This window comes from Pseudomonas oryzae, from assembly GCF_900104805.1.
In the GTDB taxonomy this organism is placed as follows: domain Bacteria; phylum Pseudomonadota; class Gammaproteobacteria; order Pseudomonadales; family Pseudomonadaceae; genus Geopseudomonas; species Geopseudomonas oryzae.
Genome location: NZ_LT629751.1, coordinates 3592312 through 3608572, shown reverse-complemented (window position 1 = coordinate 3608572; position 16261 = coordinate 3592312). Strand labels below are relative to the sequence as shown.

Here is a 16261-nt window from a genome sequence, read left to right as displayed (position 1 = left end):
CGACGATGCGTGTGTGGATCGATGCCGACGCCTGCCCGCGGGCGGCGCGCGACCTGGTGGTGAAGTTCGCCCTGAAGCGCAAGTTCGAGGTGGTACTGGTGGCCGGCCAGGCGCAGGTCAAGCCGGCCTTCGCTTGCGTGCGGCTGATCGTGGTGCCGAGCGGGCCGGATGCCGCCGACGACTATCTGGTCGAGCACGCCGTGCCCGGCGAGCTGGTGATCTGCTCGGACGTGCCGCTGGCCGATCGCCTGGTCAAGAAGGGCGTCGCCGCGCTGGATCCGCGTGGCCGCGAATTCGACGAGCGCAACATGGGCGAGCGCCTCGCCGTGCGCAACCTGTTCACCGAGCTGCGCGAGCAGGGGCAGGTCGGCGGCGGCCAGGCGGCCTATGCGGACAAGGACCGTCAGGCCTTCGCCAATGCCCTCGACCGCCTGCTCAATGCGCTGGCGCGGCAGTCCGTGTAGGCGCTGCTTGATCCGCGGTCCGTGTCTCGCTCCTGCAGGTGGCGGGCAGTCGATAGGGTAGAGGAGTCGCGCAGCGATCCTCTACCAGGCGGTGGCTCGCTGCCTGCCGATCTGGTAGGCAATCGCTGCGCGAGTTGCCGACCCTACGAGCAGTCACGCGCTGGTGGCGCGATCAGGCCAGCTCGAGCACCCGGTCGACCAGCTTGTTGATGCCGCTGGCCGCCTCGGCCGGCGACCGGGCCAGCATGTAGGCCGGGGTGGTGACCAGCTTGCGCTGCTCGTCGACCACCACGTCGTCCACCGGGCAGTCGACGTGCTCGGCGCCCATGTCGGCCAGCTTGGCCGCGGTGTCCGGGTCGTGGCCGATGGTGCAGTGCACGCCGGCACCGTAGATGCGCGCGGCCATCGCCGGGGCGATGCAGATCAGGCCGATCGGCTTGTGGCTGTGGGCGAAGTCGCGGGCGGCGGCCAGCACGTCGGGCTGCACCGCGCAGCTGGCGCCCTTGAAGGCGAAGTCGCTGAGGTTCTTCGCCGCGCCGAAGCCGCCGGGGATCACCAGGGCGTCGAAGTCGGCGGCCTTCAGCTCGCGCACGTCGCGCACCTGGCCGCGGGCGATGCGCGCCGACTCGACCAGCACGTTGCGGCTTTCGGCCATTTCCTGGCCGGTCAGGTGGTTGATCACGTGGTGCTGGGGGATGTCCGGGGCGAAGCACTGCACCTGGGCGCCACGCTGGCTGAGGCGCAGCAGGGCGATCACGCTCTCGTGGATCTCGGCGCCGTCGTAGACACCGCAGCCGGACAGGATCACGGCAACCTTCTTGCTCATGGGTCAACACTCCTCGTCGTCAGGGATGGCCTGCGCGCGATGGCGCGCAGGTGGCACATGCCTCCATCGTAGCCGCAAGCGCGGTGCTGCGGCCATGCGTCAGTGGCCGCGGCGGGCTGTGGCGGGTATGGTAGGGGATCGAGGTGCATGGGCCGTGGCGCGGAGCGCGCGGCTGTCGTCGCATTTTCGTCATAATTGCTTCATAGACTTCTAGCCGTGCCCTCGCCGGGCTCTGGAGTGCGCCGTGAGCTTTACCCCCGCCAACCGCCTGTTCCCCGCCACCCGCCTGCGCCGCAACCGTCGCGACGAGTTCTCCCGCCGCCTGGTGCGCGAGAACGTGCTGACCGTCGACGACCTGATCCTGCCGGTGTTCGTCCTCGACGGCGAGAACCGCCGCGAGGCGGTGCCGTCGATGCCGGGCGTGGAGCGCCTGTCGATCGACCTGCTGCTCGAGGAGGCGGCGGAGCTGGTGGCCCTCGGCATCCCGGCGCTGGCGCTGTTCCCGGTGACCCCGCTGGAGAAGAAGTCGCTGCTCGCCGAGGAGGCGTGGAACCCGGACGGCATCGCCCAGCGCGCCACCCGCGCCCTGCGCGAGCGTTTCCCCGAGCTCGGCATCATCACCGACGTGGCCCTCGATCCGTTCACCACCCACGGTCAGGACGGCATCCTCGACGAGCAGGGCTACGTGCAGAACGACGTGACCATCGACGCGCTGGTCCGCCAGGCGCTGTCCCACGCCGAGGCCGGCGCCCAGGTGGTGGCGCCCTCGGACATGATGGACGGGCGCATCCAGGCGATCCGCGAGGCCCTGGAAGTCGCCGGCCATGCCAACGTGCGCATCATGGCCTACTCGGCCAAGTACGCCAGCGCCTACTACGGCCCGTTCCGCGACGCGGTGGGTTCGGCCGGCAACCTCAAGGGCGGCAACAAGGCCACCTACCAGATGGATCCGGCCAACAGCGACGAGGCGCTGCACGAGGTGGGCCTCGACCTCGCCGAGGGCGCCGACATGGTGATGGTCAAGCCGGGCATGCCCTACCTCGACATCGTGCGCCGGGTGAAGGACGAGTTCCGCGCGCCGACCTTCGTCTACCAGGTCAGCGGCGAGTACGCCATGCACATGGCGGCGATCGACAACGGCTGGCTGTCCGAGGCGGTGATCCTCGAGTCTTTGGTCGCGTTCAAGCGGGCCGGGGCCGATGGCATCCTCACCTACTTCGCCAAGCGCGCAGCGCAACAACTGAAGAACCAGAGCTAACGGGGCCCGAGACCCTGCAGGACGACGCGATGAACAATCCAGGACTTCCCGAGAACCAACTGCCCGAGCTGGAGCTGCTGGCCAGCGCGCTGCCCGAGACGACCGAGACGACCGACGCGGCCGTCGCGGCCGACGAACCGGTGGGTCTGGAGGCGCCGGCCAGCGAGCCGGCGCTGCCGGTGCCCGGGCTGGACGACAGCAGCCTGTACATCCACCGCGAGCTGTCGCAGCTGAAGTTCAACATCCGCGTCCTGGAGCAGTCGCTCGACGAGGCCACGCCCCTGCTCGAGCGGCTGAAGTTCCTGCTGATCTTCTCCAGCAACCTCGACGAGTTCTTCGAGATCCGCGTCGCCGGGCTGAAGAAGCAGGTCGCCTTCGCCCGCGAACTGGCCGGCGCCGACGGCCTGCAGCCGCAGCAGGTGCTGGCGCGGATTTCCGAGCTGGTCCACGAACAGGTCGAGCGCCAGTACGCCATCCTCAACGACGTGCTGCTGCCGGCGCTGGAGCAGCACCAGATCCGCTTCATCCGTCGCCGCCACTGGAGCACCAAGGTCAAGGCCTGGGTGCGCAAGTATTTCCGCGAGGAGATCGCGCCGATCATGACGCCGATCGGCATCGATCCGACCCACCCGTTCCCGCTGCTGGTCAACAAGAGCCTGAACTTCATCGTCGAGCTGGAGGGCGTCGACGCCTTCGGCCGCGACTCGGGCCTGGCCATCCTGCCGGCGCCGCGGCTGCTGCCGCGGGTGATCCGCATCCCCGAGGAGGTCGGTGGCCCCGGCGCCAACTACGTGTTCCTCTCCTCGATGATCCACGCCCATGCCGACGACCTGTTCCACGGCATGAAGGTCAAGGGCTGCTACCAGTTCCGCCTGACCCGCAACGCCGATCTGGCGGTGGACGCCGAGGACGTCGAGGACCTCGCCCGCGCGCTGCGCGGCGAGCTGTACTCGCGGCGCTTCGGCGATGCGGTGCGCCTGGAGGTGGTCGACACCTGTCCGCCGCACCTGGTCGACTACCTGCTCAAGCAGGCCGGGCTGACCGAGGCCGAGCTGTACCGGGTCAACGGCCCGGTCAACCTGACCCGCCTGTTCGCCATCACCGGTCTCGACAGCCACCGCCACCTGCAGTATCCGCCGCTGACCCCGGTGATTCCCAAGCTGCTGCAGAGCAGCGAGAAGCTGTTCAACGTGGTCGGCAAGCAGGACATCCTGCTCTACCACCCGTTCGAGTCGTTCACCCCGGTGGTCGACCTGCTGCGCCAGGCGGCCAAGGATCCCAACGTGCTGGCGATCAAGCAGACCCTGTACCGCACCGGGGCCAACTCGGAGATCGTCGACGCGCTGGTCGACGCCGCGCGCAACGGCAAGGAGGTCACCGCGGTGATCGAGCTGCGCGCGCGCTTCGACGAAGAGTCCAACCTCGCCCTGGCCAGCCGCCTGCAGCAGGCCGGAGCGGTGGTGATCTACGGCGTGGTCGGCTTCAAGACCCACGCCAAGATGATGCTGATCCTGCGCCGCGAGAACGGCGAGCTGGTACGCTACGCCCACCTCGGCACCGGCAACTACCACGCCGGCAACGCCCGCCTGTACACCGACTACAGCCTGCTGACCTCCGACGACGCGCTGTGCGAGGACGTCTCCAAGCTGTTCAACCAGCTGATCGGCATGGGCAAGAGCCTGCGCATGAAGAAGCTGCTGCACGCGCCCTTCACCCTGAAGAAGACCCTGCTCGACATGATCGCGCGGGAGACCCAGCACGCCAGCGAGGGCCGACCGGCGCAGATCATCGCCAAGATGAACGCGCTGACCGATCCGAAGATCATCAAGGCGCTGTACAAGGCCAGCCAGGCCGGGGTGCGCATCGACCTGATCGTGCGCGGCATGTGCTGCCTGCGTCCGGGCATTCCGGGGGTGTCGCACAACATCTACGTGCGCTCGATCATCGGCCGCTTCCTCGAGCACAGCCGCGCCTACTACTTCCTCAACGACGGCGACGAGCAGCTCTACCTGTCCAGCGCCGACTGGATGGAGCGCAACCTCGACAAGCGCGTGGAGACCTGCTTCCCGCTGGAAGGCAAGAAGCTGATCACCCGGGTCAAGCGCGAGCTGGAGGCCTACCTGGCCGACAACACCCAGGCCTGGGTGCTGCAGAGCGACGGTCGCTACCAGCGTCTGCAGCCGAGCGGCAACCAGAACCCGCGCAACGCCCAGGCGCTGATGGTCGAGAAACTCGGCACGCCCGGCCTGGTCGGGCGCTGAGGGCGGAGCAGAGAAAAGGGGCAGCTCCTCGCGGGGCTGCCCCTTTTTCGTCGTGCCGCGCTCAGCGCCCGCTGAGGCGGTAGCCGACCCGCGCCAGCCACTGCGCCTCGACCTCGATGTCGGCCTCGGTCAGCGGGTTGGCGGCCAGCCAGCCGGCCGGGAACACCGCCTCCAGGCTGCGCGGGCCGGCGTGGAAGGTCACCTCGGGCATTTCCTGGGTGCCGCGGATGTGGTGGAACAGGATGGCGAAGCGCAGCACTATGCACAGGCGCACCAGGCGCTCGCCTTCCTCGCCGAACTCGGCGAAGCGCTCCACCGGGATGTTGCGGCGGTGGCCGCGCACCAGCAGGGCGAGCATCTGCTGGTCGATGCGCGAGAAACCGGCCAGGTCGGCGTGCTCGAGGATGTAGGCGCCGTGCTTGTGGTAGTGGTAGTGGGCGATGTCCAGGCCGATCTCGTGCACCTTGGCGCCCCAGCTGAGCAGCTCGCGGTGCCAGTCGTCGTTGAGTCCCCAGGGTTCGGCGACCTGGGCGAAGATCGACAGCGCCTTGGCCTCCACCCGCGCCGCCTGCTCGAGGTCGACGTGGCAGCGCTCCATCAGCGCCGACAGGGTGCGCTCGCGCACGTCCTCGTGGCTCTGCCGGCCGATCATGTCGTACAGCACGCCCTCGCGCAGCGCGCCCTCGGCGTGGATCATCGACTGGATCTCGAGGGCGTCGAAGGTCGCCTCGAGGATCGCCAGGCCCGCCGGCAGGATCGGCTGGCGGTCGGGCTTGACCCCCTCGATGGCCAGCTCGGCTAGGCTGTCGGCCTTGAGGATCTTGCGCTTGAGCCAGACCAGCCCGGCCGGGGTGATCTCGCCGCTGCTCTGCCCGCCGGCCACCAGCGCCTGGCTGATGGCGCGGATGGTGCCGGAGGAGCCGACCGCCTCGTGCCAGCCGAGCCGGCGCAGCGCCTGCTCGAAGCCCATCAGCTCCAGGCGCGCCGCGGTGTAGGCCTGGGCGTAGCGCGCCGGGCTGAGCTTGCCGTCGGCGAAGAAGCGCTTGCTGTAGCTGACGCAGCCCATCTGCTGGCTCTCGCGCAGCAGCGACTCGAAGCGCTCGCCGATGATGAACTCGGTGCTGCCGCCGCCGATGTCGATCACCAGGCGCTTGCCCTCGGCCACCGGCAGGCTGTGCGACACGCCGAGGTGGATCAGGCGCGCTTCCTCGCGCCCGGAGATCACCTCGACCTGATGGCCGAGCAGCTCCTCGGCGCGGCGGATGAACACCGCGCGGTTGCGCGCCTCGCGCAGCGCGTTGGTGGCGACGATGCGCACCGCGCCCTGCGGCAGGCCCTGGATCAGCTGGGCGAAGCGGCGCAGGCAGTCGAGGCCGCGACTCATCGCCGCCTCGTCGAGGTTGCGCTGCTCGTCGAGGCCGGCGGCCAGCTGCACCTTCTCGCCGAGGCGCTCGAGCAGCCGGATCTCGCCTTGGTCGACCCGCGCCAGCACCATGTGGATGCTGTTGGAGCCGATGTCGATGGCGGCGATCAGGGGGAAGGCGTGGGCGGGTGTATGCGGCATGGGGCGGTCTCGCGGTGAAACGGCGGAATCCTGCCATGATAGAGCAATAGCGACCGGCGCAGGTGACAGTAGTCAAGCGCACCCCCCCCCCGGCCATAGACGCCGCCGCGGCGTGCCATAGCCAATGCCAATCGCCTGCGCCTTCCGGTCGCGGGCGAGTGGGGCTATCATGGCCCATCCTTTTTTCGCATCCGCAGCACGGAGACCCCCCATGAGCGAATTCATCACCAATGTGACCGACGCCAGCTTCGAGCAGGACGTGCTCAAGGCCGACGGCCCGGTCCTGGTCGACTACTGGGCCGAGTGGTGTGGCCCGTGCAAGATGATCGCCCCGGTGCTGGACGAGATCGCCAAGGACTACCAGGGCAAGCTCAAGGTGTGCAAGCTGAACATCGACGAGAACCAGGGCACCCCCGCCAAGTTCGGCGTGCGCGGCATCCCGACCCTGATGCTGTTCAAGAACGGCAACGTCGAGGCGACCAAGGTCGGCGCCCTGTCCAAGTCGCAGCTGGCGGCCTTCCTCGACAGCAACATCTGACCCGGATGTGCCCAGAACCCCGTCCCCGGACGGGGTTTTTTCTGCCTGCGTGCTAGACTCTGCGACGAATGCAGTGCTAAATTCGGGCAGCAGTCGTGATCAGACTGTCCCCTGCATGCCGTTGCCGCTGCCATCTCACCCCGAATTCTCGCCGTGAAGCTGCCGCCTCCCGTGGCCTGGCTCCCGAAGCGCAACGCTTTCCTTCTCTCGCCAACCTGCACCTCATCCTATGAACCTGACCGAACTCAAGCAAAAGCCGATTCCCGAACTGCTGGAAATGGCCGACCAGATGGGCCTGGAGAACATGGCCCGGTCGCGCAAGCAGGACATCATCTTCGCCCTGCTGAAGAAGCATGCGAAAAGCGGCGAGGAGATCTCCGGGGACGGCGTGCTGGAGATCCTGCAGGACGGCTTCGGATTTCTGCGCAGCGCGGATTCCTCCTACCTGGCCGGCCCGGACGACATCTACGTGTCGCCCAGCCAGATCCGCCGCTTCAACCTGCGCACCGGCGACACCATCGTCGGCAAGATCCGCCCGCCGAAGGAAGGCGAGCGCTACTTCGCGCTGCTCAAGGTCGACACCATCAACTTCGACCGCCCGGAGAATGCCAAGAACAAGGTTCTGTTCGAGAACCTGACCCCGCTGTTCGCCAACCAGCGGCTGAAGATGGAGGCCGGCAACGGCTCCAAGGAAGACCTCACCGGCCGGGTCATCGACCTCTGCGCGCCGATCGGCAAGGGCCAGCGCGGCCTGATCGTCGCCCCGCCGAAGGCGGGCAAGACCATCATGCTGCAGAACATCGCGGCCAACATCACCCGCAACAACCCCGAGTGCTACCTGATCGTCCTGCTGATCGACGAGCGTCCGGAGGAAGTGACCGAGATGCAGCGCACCGTGCGCGGCGAAGTGGTCGCCTCGACCTTCGACGAGCCGCCGGCGCGCCACGTGCAGGTCGCCGAGATGGTCATCGAGAAGGCCAAGCGCCTGGTCGAGCACAAGAAGGACGTGGTCATCCTGCTCGACTCCATCACCCGCCTGGCGCGCGCCTACAACACCGTGATCCCCAGCTCCGGCAAGGTGCTCACCGGCGGTGTCGACGCCCATGCCCTGGAGAAGCCCAAGCGCTTCTTCGGCGCCGCGCGCAACATCGAGGAAGGCGGCAGCCTGACCATCCTCGCCACCGCGCTGGTGGAAACCGGCTCGAAGATGGACGAGGTGATCTACGAGGAGTTCAAGGGCACCGGCAACATGGAGCTGCAGCTCGATCGCAAGATCGCCGAGAAGCGCGTGTTCCCGGCGATCAACATCAATCGCTCGGGCACCCGCCGCGAGGAGCTGCTGACCAGCGACGAGGAGCTGCAGCGCATCTGGATCCTGCGCAAGATCCTCCATCCGATGGACGAGATCGCCGCCATCGAATTCCTCCTCGACCGGCTGAAGGACACCAAGACCAACGAGGAATTCTTCCAGTCGATGAAGCGCAAGTAAGCGCTTCCCGCTGGAGTCGCATAACGGCCGGATATTCCGGCCGTTGTCGTTTCTGCCCGGTGGCACGGTCGCCGCGGCGCATGAATTCGCCGCTACAGGGCGCCTCTCGCGGTTTCTGAGCGGTGCCGTTCGGCGCTAGACTTGCTCCCCTTCGAATCTTCCCGAGGCTCAAGCATGCAGTACCGCGACCTGCGCGAGTTCATCCGCGGACTGGAGGCGCAAGGCGAACTCAAGCGCATCCGGGTGCCCGTCTCGCCCGTGCTGGAAATGACCGAAATCTGCGACCGCACCCTGCGCAAGGGGGGGCCGGCGCTGCTGTTCGAGCAGCCGACCGGCCACAGCATGCCGGTGCTCGGCAACCTGTTCGGCACGCCGAAGCGGGTGGCGCTGGGCATGGGCGCCGCGGACGTCGGCGAGCTGCGCGAGATCGGCAAGCTGCTGGCCTTCCTCAAGGAGCCGGAACCGCCGCGGGGCCTCAAGGATGCCTGGTCCAAGCTGCCGATCTTCAAGAAGGTCATCAGCATGGCGCCCAAGGTGCTCAAGGACGCGCCCTGTCAGGAAGTGGTGCTCGAGGGCGACGACGTCGACCTCGGCAGGATCCCCGTGCAGCACTGCTGGCCGGGCGACGTGGCGCCGCTGATCACCTGGGGCCTGACCATCACCAAGGGGCCGAACAAGGAACGGCAGAACCTCGGCATCTACCGTCAGCAGGTGATCGGCCGCAACAAGGTGATCATGCGCTGGCTCAGCCACCGCGGCGGTGCGCTGGACTATCGCGAGTGGTGCCAGAAGTACCCGGAGCGGCCGTACCCGGTGGCGGTGGCGCTCGGCGCCGACCCGGCGACCATCCTCGGTGCGGTGACCCCGGTGCCGGACACCCTCTCCGAGTACGCCTTCGCCGGCCTGCTGCGCGGTTCGCGCACCGAACTGGTCAAGGCGATCGGTTCGGACCTGCAGGTGCCGGCCTACGCCGAGATCATCCTCGAGGGCCACATCTACCCGGGCGAGATGGCCGACGAAGGTCCCTACGGCGACCACACCGGCTACTACAACGAGGTCGACCGCTTCCCGGTGTTCACCGTCGAGCGCATCACCCACAGGCGCGAGCCGATCTACCACAGCACCTACACCGGCCGTCCGCCGGACGAGCCGGCGATCCTCGGCGTGGCGCTCAACGAGGTGTTCGTGCCGATCCTGCAGAAGCAGTTCCCGGAGATCGTCGACTTCTACCTGCCGCCGGAGGGCTGCTCCTACCGCATGGCGGTGGTGACCATCAAGAAGCAGTATCCCGGCCACGCCAAGCGCGTCATGCTCGGCGTGTGGTCGTTCCTGCGCCAGTTCATGTACACCAAGTTCGTCATCGTCACCGACGACGACATCGATGCCCGCGACTGGAACGACGTGATCTGGGCGATCACCACGCGCATGGACCCTTCGCGCGACACGGTACTGATCGACAACACGCCGATCGACTACCTCGACTTCGCCTCACCGGTGTCCGGCCTCGGCTCGAAGATGGGTCTGGATGCCACCCACAAGTGGCCGGGCGAGACCGACCGCGAATGGGGCCGGGCGATCGAGCGCGACCCGGCGGCGGTCAGGCGGGTGGACGAACTGTGGGCCAGTTTGGGAATCGACTGATGCGAATCACCTTGCAACCCTCCGGCTTGAGCCTGGAACTGCTGCCCGGCGAGCGTATCCTCGAAGGCGCGCGCCGCCTCGGTTTCGACTGCCCGCAAAGCTGCCGCAACGGCAACTGCCATGTCTGCGCCGCGTTGCTGGTGGAAGGCCGCGTGCGCCAGCAGGGCGCCGAGCTCGACCATGGCGAGCTGTTCACCTGCCTCGCCGAACCGCTGGAAGACTGCGTGCTGCACTGGGACGGCGTGCTGGCTCCCGGGCAGCTGCCGGTGCGCCAGCTGGCCTGCCAGCTGGTGGCCTGCGAGGCGGTCGGCGGCGACGTGTTCCGTGTCCGCCTGCGTGCGCCGGCCGGCAAGCCGCCGCGCTACCACGCCGGCCAGTACCTGCTGCTCGAGCGCGCAGAGGGCCGCCCGGCGGCCTTCTCGATCGCCTCGGCGCCGCACGCCGGACGCGAGCTGGAACTGCACATCCTCGTCCGCGACGAGGGCACCCGCGCGCTGCTCGACGGCATCCGCGCCGACGGTCTGGCGCGAGTCCAGCTGCCGTTCGGCGACTGTCACCTGGCCGAGCTGCCCGACGGGCCGCTGCTGCTGCTCGCCGCCGGCACCGGGCTGGCGCAGATGCACAGCCTGATCGAGCACTGCCGCGCCGCCGGTTTCGCCCATCCGGTGCACCTGTACTTGGGCGTGCGTCGCCCGCAGGACTTCTACCGTCTGCCGGTATGGCAGGAGTGGCGGCAGTTGCCCAACCTGTTCCTCCATCAGATCGCCAGCGATGCGCAGCCGGACGACGGCTGGAGCGGCCGCTGCGGCCTGCTGCACCAGGCGGTGTGCGCGGACTTCGCCGATCTGCGCGGCCTGCACGTGTACGCCAGCGGCTCGCCGGCGATGGTCTATGGCACGCTGGACGCGCTGGTCGAGGCCGGCATGGATGTCCACCAGATGCGTGCCGACGTGTTCGCCTACGCGCCGCGTCCGGGCTGAGTGCACCCCGCGGCGTGGCGGCGTTCACACCGCGGGTGTGCGTCCGCCGACACGCCGGGGATTTGTCGACCGCCGGTGCGGGAAGTGAATTGCATGGCAGGCGGCATTGCCGGAGAATGCGCCGCTTGACGAAAGTCGTACGTCAGGTCGCCCGCAGAGGCGCCGGCGGTTCGCACCTCAGGCTTGCCTTTTCAGGGGGGCAATCGATGTACCGCAAGAAGCCCGACATGCTGTGGGTCTTGGTGTTCCTGTTCGGTCTGGGCGTGGTCACCACCACCTACGCGCAGAGCCTGTGGCCGAAGTCCGGCGACCTGCCGGCCGCGCCGATCAGCCAGCAGCGCTGATTTCCCGATCCTTGCCGCGCGCTCTGCCGTCCGGCTGACGAGTGTGTGGACTCAGCGCCTGACCGCGCGTGCGCGGCTGGCGCGCGCCTCTTCCAGTTCCTCGCGCCGACAGCCGGCATGCCAGCCGCGGTCGGTGACGGTCGCGTGCAGCGGCACATCCCAGCTTTCCAGCGGCAGGCGGTCGACCTGCTGGCAGGCGTGCGCCAGGCCGAGCAGCACCGGTTTCTGCCAGTTGCGGTGGCGCAGACGGTAGGCCAGCGCGCGGTCGTAGAAGCCGCCGCCCATGCCCAGGCGGCCACCCGTGTCATCGAAGCCGACCAGCGGCAGCAGCAGCAGGTCGAGCGCCCACGGCCGGCGCTGACGGGCCGGGCGCGGCTGCGGCTCGGGAATGCGGAAACGGTTGCGGCGCAGCTTCTCGCCGGCTTCCAGACGCTGGAACACCATGTGGGTACGTGGCCAGTGCGCCAGCAGCGGCAGGTACACCTGCTTGCCGAGCCGCTGGGCGGCCTGGCGCAGCAGGAACGGATCGATCTCGCCATCGTTGGGCAGGTACAGCGCGATGTGGCGGGCGCGGCGGAACAGCGGATGCTGGGCCAACTGGCGGTACAGGTCGCGGGCGGCCTGGCGCTGCTGCTGCGGGCTGAGCGCGCGCCGGCATTCGCGCAGCTTGCGGCGCAGCGCGGGACGGGACAGCTGGTCGGCGTGGATCATGGCGGGACTGACACTCCGGTCGGGGTCGCCGGCCCGGGATGCCGCTGGCGATCGCGGGCGACAGTGGCGGGGCAGGGCAGCCGTGGCTGCCGCGGACCCGGCATCTGGCCAGGTCCGGAAGGATAGTGACTCCCCGAAGTGCCGCTGTCGGGGTGGCCCTTGAACCCGAAAGTTCAAGGTGGAGGCTGCAAGAAGCGTTAAGGCTTTCCGTCAGGCGGACATGCGCACCGGCTTCAGAGTGCAGCCCCCGGGTTAAGTGAATCGGCTCAGGGACGTACCGACTGGCCAACACACCAGGGAGCTTGGGGCAGAGTGTACCGCAATCTCCGCGCTTGTCATCCCTGCCGTTGGTCTGCCGGCTCCTCGTGCAGGGCACGGTCTACCCTGTCGAGCAGCGCGCGGACCTTCTCGCGGGTCTGCCCGCTGCCGCTCTCGCCGGCGTTCTGCTGCTGCAGCAGCTCGTGGGCGATGTTCAGCGCGGCGAGCACGGCGATGCGGTCGGCGCCGATCACCCGGCCGCTGTTGCGGATCTCGCGCATCTTGCCGTCCACGTAGCGCGCGGCGCTTTCCAGATTGGCGCGCTGCTGCGGCGGACAGGCGATGGGGTATTCCTTGTCGAGGATGTGCACGGTTACGGTCTGCGGCTGGGTCATGAGTCCTGCTCCAGGGCCTTGAGGCGCGAAATCATCGATTCGACCGTATGCCGGGCCAATTCGTTCTGCTCGACCAGCCGCGCGCGCTCCTCGCGCCAGTGGCGCTCGCTGTCGCGCAGCCGGCGGTTCTCCGTGCGCAACCGTTCGTTGAGCTGGATCAGCTGGTCGATCCTGGCCGTCAGGAGGTCGAGGTCGGGGTCTTCCATGGGCTGTCGCTCAGGCGCGGGTAGGTCTGGAAACTATACATCACAACCACACCCCCGGCGCCCGGATCTGGTTCGCAGATGGTCTTGAACGGCGCGCCGGTGCTAGGATTGGCCCACGATCCTCCGTCTTTTCTCCGGTAGTCCAGTCCCGTCATGAGCCTTCCCGCCTCCGCCTATTCCGCCTTTTCCGCCATGCTCAGCGCCGCCGGCCAGAGCGCATCGCCCGCCGAGCTGCACGGCCTGCTGCTCGGCCGCACCTGCGCCGGCGCCGGCTTCGATGCCGACCTGTGGCTGGCGGCCGCCGCCGAAGTGCTCGATGCCGCCCCCGACGAGCGTCTGCGTCAGGCGCTCGTCGGCCTGCAGGAGATGGTCAGGAGCGACCTGGAAGGCGGCGAGCTGTCGCTGGTGCTGCTGCTGCCCGCCGACGAGGCGCCGCTGGCCGAGCGTGCCCGGGCTCTCGGCCAGTGGTGCCAGGGCTTCCTCGCTGGCTTCGGCCTGACCGCTCGTCAGGGCAAGCTGTCCGCTGACGCCAACGAGGTGCTCGAGGATCTGGCCGCCATCGCCCGCATCGAGGAGTCGCTGGAGGAATCCGAGGACGGCGAGAACGACTACATGGAGGTGATGGAGTACATGCGCGTCGCCCCCCTGCTGCTGCTCAGCGAGTGCGGCGGCCTGCCGGTCAAGCCGGCCGCCGACGCCAAGCCGTCCCTGCACTGAACCGAACCGCATAGCCGTCGAGAGGCGCGTCCATGATCCGTATCGCCCAGTCCGAGTACGCCCGCCGTCGCCAGGCGCTGATGCAGCAGATGGCCCCGGGCAGCATCGCCCTGCTGCCGGCCGCGCCGGTGCAGATCCGCAACCGCGACGTCGAGCAGACCTATCGCCAGGACAGCGACTTCCAGTACCTCACCGGCTTTCCCGAGCCGGAGGCGGTGCTGGCGCTGATCCCCGGCCGCGAGCACGGCGAGTACGTGCTGTTCTGCCGCGAGCGCAACCCCGAGCGCGAGCTGTGGGACGGCCTGCGCGCCGGACAGGACGGCGCGATGCGCAGCTATGGCGCCGACAACGCCTTCCCCATTGACGCCATCGACGAGATCCTCCCCGGCCTGATCGAGGGCCGCTCGCGGGTCTATTACGCGATGGGCGCCAGCCCCGAGTTCGACCGCCAGCTGGTCGGCTGGCTCAACACCATCCGCAGCCGTGCGCGCCAGGGCGCCACGCCGCCCAGCGAATTCGTCGCCCTCGACCACCTGCTGCACGAGATGCGCCTGTTCAAGAGCGCCGCCGAGGTCGAGGTGATGCAGGTCGCCGCCGACATCTCGGCGCGCGCCCACGTGCGTGCCATGCAGGCCAGCCGCCCCGGGCTGCACGAGTACCACCTCGAGGCCGAGCTGGACTACGAGTTCCGCAAGGGCGGGGCGAAGATGCCGGCCTACGGCTCGATCGTCGCCGGCGGCCGCAACGCCTGCATCCTCCACTACCGCGAGAACGACGCGCCGCTGCACGACGGCGACCTGGTGCTGATCGACGCCGGCTGCGAGATCGACTGCTACGCCAGCGACATCACCCGCACCTTCCCGGTCAACGGCCGCTTCTCGCCCGAGCAGAAGGCCATCTACGAGCTGGTGCTCAAGGCCAACCTGGAAGCCTTCCACTACATCGCCCCCGGCCGCCACTGGAACGAGGCCCACGAGGCCACCGTGCGGGTCATCGTCGCCGGGCTGGTCGAACTCGGCCTGCTGGCCGGCGAGGTCGACGAACTGATCGAGCGCGAGGCTTACAAGCCGTTCTACATGCACCGTGCCGGCCACTGGCTGGGCATGGACGTGCACGACGTCGGTGACTACAAGATCGGCGGGGTGTGGCGCGAGCTGGAGCCGGGCATGTGCATGACCGTCGAGCCGGGCATCTACATCGCCCACGACAACGAGGCGGTGGAGGAGCGCTGGCGCGGCATCGGCGTGCGCATCGAGGACGACGTGGTGGTCACCGCCGAGGGCTGCCGTATCCTCACCGGTGGCGTGCCCAAGTCGGTGGCCGAGATCGAGGCCCTGATGGCTGCTGCGCGCAGCCAGGCGGTCTGAGGCCATGGGCTGCAGTGGACCGGCCGGCAGCGGCCGCATCGCCATCGTCGGCGGCGGCCTGGTCGGCGCCAGCCTGGCTCTGGCCCTGCAGCAGGGCGGTGTCGCGGCGCGCGGCTGGCAGATCAGCCTGATCGAGCCCTACGCCCCCGGCGACGGCTTCCAGCCCAGCTACGACGCGCGCTGTTCGGCGCTGTCCTGGGGCACCCGGCTGATCTACGAACGCCTCGGCCTGTGGCCGGCGATCGCCGAGCGCGCCGAGGCGATCACCCGCATTCACGTTTCCGAGCGCGGCCGCTTCGCCGCCGCGCGCCTGTCCGCCGAAGAAGAAGGCGTGCCGGCGCTCGGCTACGTGGTGGAGAACGCCTGGCTCGGCCACTGTCTGTGGCAGGCGCTGCACCGCGACACCCTCGACTGGCGCTGCCCGGCGCGGGTCGCCGCAGCGCAGGCGCAGGCCGGCGGCTACCGCCTGACCCTCGACGACGGCAGTCCGCTGGACTGCGAGCTCTTGGTGCTGGCCGACGGCGGCCGCTCCGACCTGCGCCAGCAGCTGGGCATCCAGGTGCGCCGCACGCCCTACGGGCAGACCGCGCTGATCGCCAACGTCACCCCCAGCCAGCCCCACGGCGGCGAGGCCTTCGAGCGCTTCACCAGCGACGGGCCGATGGCCCTGCTGCCGCTGCCGGACAACCGCTGCGCGCTGGTCTGGACCCGCCCGGACGCCGACGCCGCGCGCCTGGCGGCGCTCGACGAGCGCGCCTTCCTCGCCGAGCTGCAGCAGGCCTTCGGCTACCGCCTGGGCGCCTTCGTCCGGGTCGGCGCGCGGCACAGCTACCCGCTGGCGCTGCTCGAGGCCGAGGAGCAGGTGCGCAGCCATCTGGTGGTGCTCGGCAACGCCGCCCACGGCCTGCACCCGATCGCCGGCCAGGGATACAACCTGTCGTTGCGCGACGTCATGGCGCTGGCGCAAAGCCTGCTGCAGGATGGCGCGCGGCTGGGCGATCTGGGCCAGCTGCAGGGCTATCTGGCTGGCCAGCGCCTGGATCAGCAGCTGACCGTGGGCTTTTCCGACAAGGTCACCCGGCTGTTCTCCAACGCCCGGGCGCCGCTGGCCGTTGCGCGCAGCCTCGGCCTGCTCGGCCTGGAGCTGTGGCCGGCTGGCAAGCGCTGGTTCGCCCGTCAGGCCATGGGCCTCGGCACCCGGCCCTGAGCCTGTCGGCCTCCACCTTCTGAACCGGCCCCGCC

16 protein-coding genes and 1 other RNA gene are annotated in these 16261 nt (G+C 68.9%); 11 read left to right on the top strand and 6 right to left on the bottom strand.

Annotated features, from left to right (window positions below):
- Window positions 1-5 precede the first annotated feature (5 nt).
- Window positions 6-464, top strand: coding sequence for a YaiI/YqxD family protein (locus tag BLT78_RS16320; RefSeq protein ID WP_090350438.1), 459 nt, complete (start codon window positions 6-8; stop codon window positions 462-464).
- Window positions 465-636: 172 nt separating this feature from the next.
- On the opposite strand, the gene elbB is transcribed toward BLT78_RS16320, so the two are convergent.
- Entirely contained in the window at window positions 637-1290 is a 654-nt protein-coding gene (gene elbB, locus BLT78_RS16315) for an isoprenoid biosynthesis glyoxalase ElbB (RefSeq protein WP_090350435.1), read from the bottom strand.
- Between the two features lie 244 nt (window positions 1291-1534).
- On the opposite strand from elbB, the gene hemB reads away from it, so the two are divergent.
- Both hemB and ppk1 read left to right on the top strand, forming a co-directional pair.
- On the top strand, window positions 1535-2548 hold the full coding sequence (hemB, locus tag BLT78_RS16310; protein ID WP_090350433.1) for a porphobilinogen synthase: 1014 nt from the start codon (window positions 1535-1537) through the stop codon (window positions 2546-2548).
- Between the two features lie 29 nt (window positions 2549-2577).
- On the top strand, window positions 2578-4809 hold the full coding sequence (ppk1, locus tag BLT78_RS16305) for a polyphosphate kinase 1 (RefSeq protein ID WP_090350430.1): 2232 nt from the start codon (window positions 2578-2580) through the stop codon (window positions 4807-4809).
- 61 nt (window positions 4810-4870) lie between these two features.
- Here the strand turns inward: ppk1 and ppx are convergent, their stop codons facing one another.
- Window positions 4871-6373: an exopolyphosphatase gene (gene ppx, locus BLT78_RS16300; RefSeq protein WP_090350427.1), complete on the bottom strand. Its 1503-nt coding sequence runs from the start codon at window positions 6371-6373 to the stop codon at window positions 4871-4873.
- Between the two features lie 124 nt (window positions 6374-6497).
- On the opposite strand from ppx, the gene trxA reads away from it, so the two are divergent.
- The 5 genes from trxA (at window position 6498) to BLT78_RS21555 (ending at window position 11365) form a co-directional block, all read left to right on the top strand.
- Window positions 6498-6911 (top strand): thioredoxin TrxA, encoded by a 414-nt coding sequence (gene trxA / locus BLT78_RS16295; protein WP_172830800.1) that lies wholly within the window; start codon window positions 6498-6500, stop codon window positions 6909-6911.
- A 229-nt stretch (window positions 6912-7140) separates the two neighbouring features.
- Window positions 7141-8400, top strand: a complete 1260-nt coding sequence (rho, locus tag BLT78_RS16290; protein WP_090350422.1) for a transcription termination factor Rho — start codon at window positions 7141-7143, stop codon at window positions 8398-8400.
- A 174-nt stretch (window positions 8401-8574) separates the two neighbouring features.
- Window positions 8575-10041 carry a 4-hydroxy-3-polyprenylbenzoate decarboxylase gene (ubiD, locus tag BLT78_RS16285; protein WP_090350420.1) on the top strand — a complete coding sequence of 489 codons (1467 nt, stop codon included), beginning with the start codon at window positions 8575-8577 and terminating at the stop codon, window positions 10039-10041.
- The gene (locus BLT78_RS16280; RefSeq protein ID WP_090350417.1) at window positions 10041-11021 is read left to right on the top strand and encodes a CDP-6-deoxy-delta-3,4-glucoseen reductase; all 981 of its coding nucleotides are present in this window, start codon (window positions 10041-10043) and stop codon (window positions 11019-11021) included. Before ubiD ends, BLT78_RS16280 begins: the two co-directional genes overlap by 1 nt.
- A 206-nt stretch (window positions 11022-11227) precedes the next feature.
- The gene (locus tag BLT78_RS21555; protein WP_172830799.1) at window positions 11228-11365 is read left to right on the top strand and encodes a hypothetical protein; all 138 of its coding nucleotides are present in this window, start codon (window positions 11228-11230) and stop codon (window positions 11363-11365) included.
- Window positions 11366-11416: 51 nt separating this feature from the next.
- On the opposite strand, the gene BLT78_RS16275 is transcribed toward BLT78_RS21555, so the two are convergent.
- From BLT78_RS16275 to BLT78_RS16260, 4 genes are all read right to left on the bottom strand, one after another.
- A complete protein-coding gene (locus BLT78_RS16275) occupies window positions 11417-12076 on the bottom strand; it encodes a 5-formyltetrahydrofolate cyclo-ligase (protein ID WP_090350414.1) in 660 nt (219 codons plus the stop codon).
- Between the two features lie 126 nt (window positions 12077-12202).
- Window positions 12203-12379, bottom strand: a non-coding RNA gene (gene ssrS, locus BLT78_RS16270) — 6S RNA.
- A gap of 32 nt (window positions 12380-12411) precedes the next feature.
- Window positions 12412-12729, bottom strand: coding sequence for a cell division protein ZapA (locus BLT78_RS16265; protein ID WP_090350411.1), 318 nt, complete (start codon window positions 12727-12729; stop codon window positions 12412-12414).
- Window positions 12726-12935 (bottom strand): TIGR02449 family protein, encoded by a 210-nt coding sequence (locus BLT78_RS16260; protein WP_090350409.1) that lies wholly within the window; start codon window positions 12933-12935, stop codon window positions 12726-12728. Before BLT78_RS16260 ends, BLT78_RS16265 begins: the two co-directional genes overlap by 4 nt.
- A gap of 153 nt (window positions 12936-13088) precedes the next feature.
- On the opposite strand from BLT78_RS16260, the gene BLT78_RS16255 reads away from it, so the two are divergent.
- The 3 genes from BLT78_RS16255 to ubiH are packed head-to-tail and all read left to right on the top strand — an operon-like array spanning window position 13089 to window position 16226.
- The gene (locus BLT78_RS16255; RefSeq protein WP_090350406.1) at window positions 13089-13652 is read left to right on the top strand and encodes a UPF0149 family protein; all 564 of its coding nucleotides are present in this window, start codon (window positions 13089-13091) and stop codon (window positions 13650-13652) included.
- A gap of 32 nt (window positions 13653-13684) precedes the next feature.
- Window positions 13685-15019 (top strand): Xaa-Pro aminopeptidase, encoded by a 1335-nt coding sequence (gene pepP, locus BLT78_RS16250; protein ID WP_090350404.1) that lies wholly within the window; start codon window positions 13685-13687, stop codon window positions 15017-15019.
- Between the two features lie 4 nt (window positions 15020-15023).
- On the top strand, window positions 15024-16226 hold the full coding sequence (ubiH, locus tag BLT78_RS16245) for a 2-octaprenyl-6-methoxyphenyl hydroxylase (RefSeq protein ID WP_090350401.1): 1203 nt from the start codon (window positions 15024-15026) through the stop codon (window positions 16224-16226).
- The last annotated feature ends 35 nt before the right edge of the window (window positions 16227-16261 follow it).

Bases quoted from the DNA above. Each gene is read 5' to 3' on its own strand.
- ubiH (WP_090350401.1), top strand. From the start codon at position 15,024: ATGGGCTGCAGTGGACCGGCCGGCAGCGGCCGCATCGCCATCGTCGGC.
- trxA (WP_172830800.1), top strand. From the start codon at position 6,498: ATGCCAATCGCCTGCGCCTTCCGGTCGCGGGCGAGTGGGGCTATCATG.
- BLT78_RS16275 (WP_090350414.1), bottom strand. From the start codon at position 12,076: ATGATCCACGCCGACCAGCTGTCCCGTCCCGCGCTGCGCCGCAAGCTG.
- ppk1 (WP_090350430.1), top strand. From the start codon at position 2,578: ATGAACAATCCAGGACTTCCCGAGAACCAACTGCCCGAGCTGGAGCTG.
- BLT78_RS16255 (WP_090350406.1), top strand. From the start codon at position 13,089: ATGAGCCTTCCCGCCTCCGCCTATTCCGCCTTTTCCGCCATGCTCAGC.
- elbB (WP_090350435.1), bottom strand. From the start codon at position 1,290: ATGAGCAAGAAGGTTGCCGTGATCCTGTCCGGCTGCGGTGTCTACGAC.
- BLT78_RS16320 (WP_090350438.1), top strand. From the start codon at position 6: ATGCGTGTGTGGATCGATGCCGACGCCTGCCCGCGGGCGGCGCGCGAC.
- pepP (WP_090350404.1), top strand. From the start codon at position 13,685: ATGATCCGTATCGCCCAGTCCGAGTACGCCCGCCGTCGCCAGGCGCTG.
- BLT78_RS16265 (WP_090350411.1), bottom strand. From the start codon at position 12,729: ATGACCCAGCCGCAGACCGTAACCGTGCACATCCTCGACAAGGAATAC.
- BLT78_RS16260 (WP_090350409.1), bottom strand. From the start codon at position 12,935: ATGGAAGACCCCGACCTCGACCTCCTGACGGCCAGGATCGACCAGCTG.
- BLT78_RS21555 (WP_172830799.1), top strand. From the start codon at position 11,228: ATGTACCGCAAGAAGCCCGACATGCTGTGGGTCTTGGTGTTCCTGTTC.
- ppx (WP_090350427.1), bottom strand. From the start codon at position 6,373: ATGCCGCATACACCCGCCCACGCCTTCCCCCTGATCGCCGCCATCGAC.
- ubiD (WP_090350420.1), top strand. From the start codon at position 8,575: ATGCAGTACCGCGACCTGCGCGAGTTCATCCGCGGACTGGAGGCGCAA.
- rho (WP_090350422.1), top strand. From the start codon at position 7,141: ATGAACCTGACCGAACTCAAGCAAAAGCCGATTCCCGAACTGCTGGAA.
- BLT78_RS16280 (WP_090350417.1), top strand. From the start codon at position 10,041: ATGCGAATCACCTTGCAACCCTCCGGCTTGAGCCTGGAACTGCTGCCC.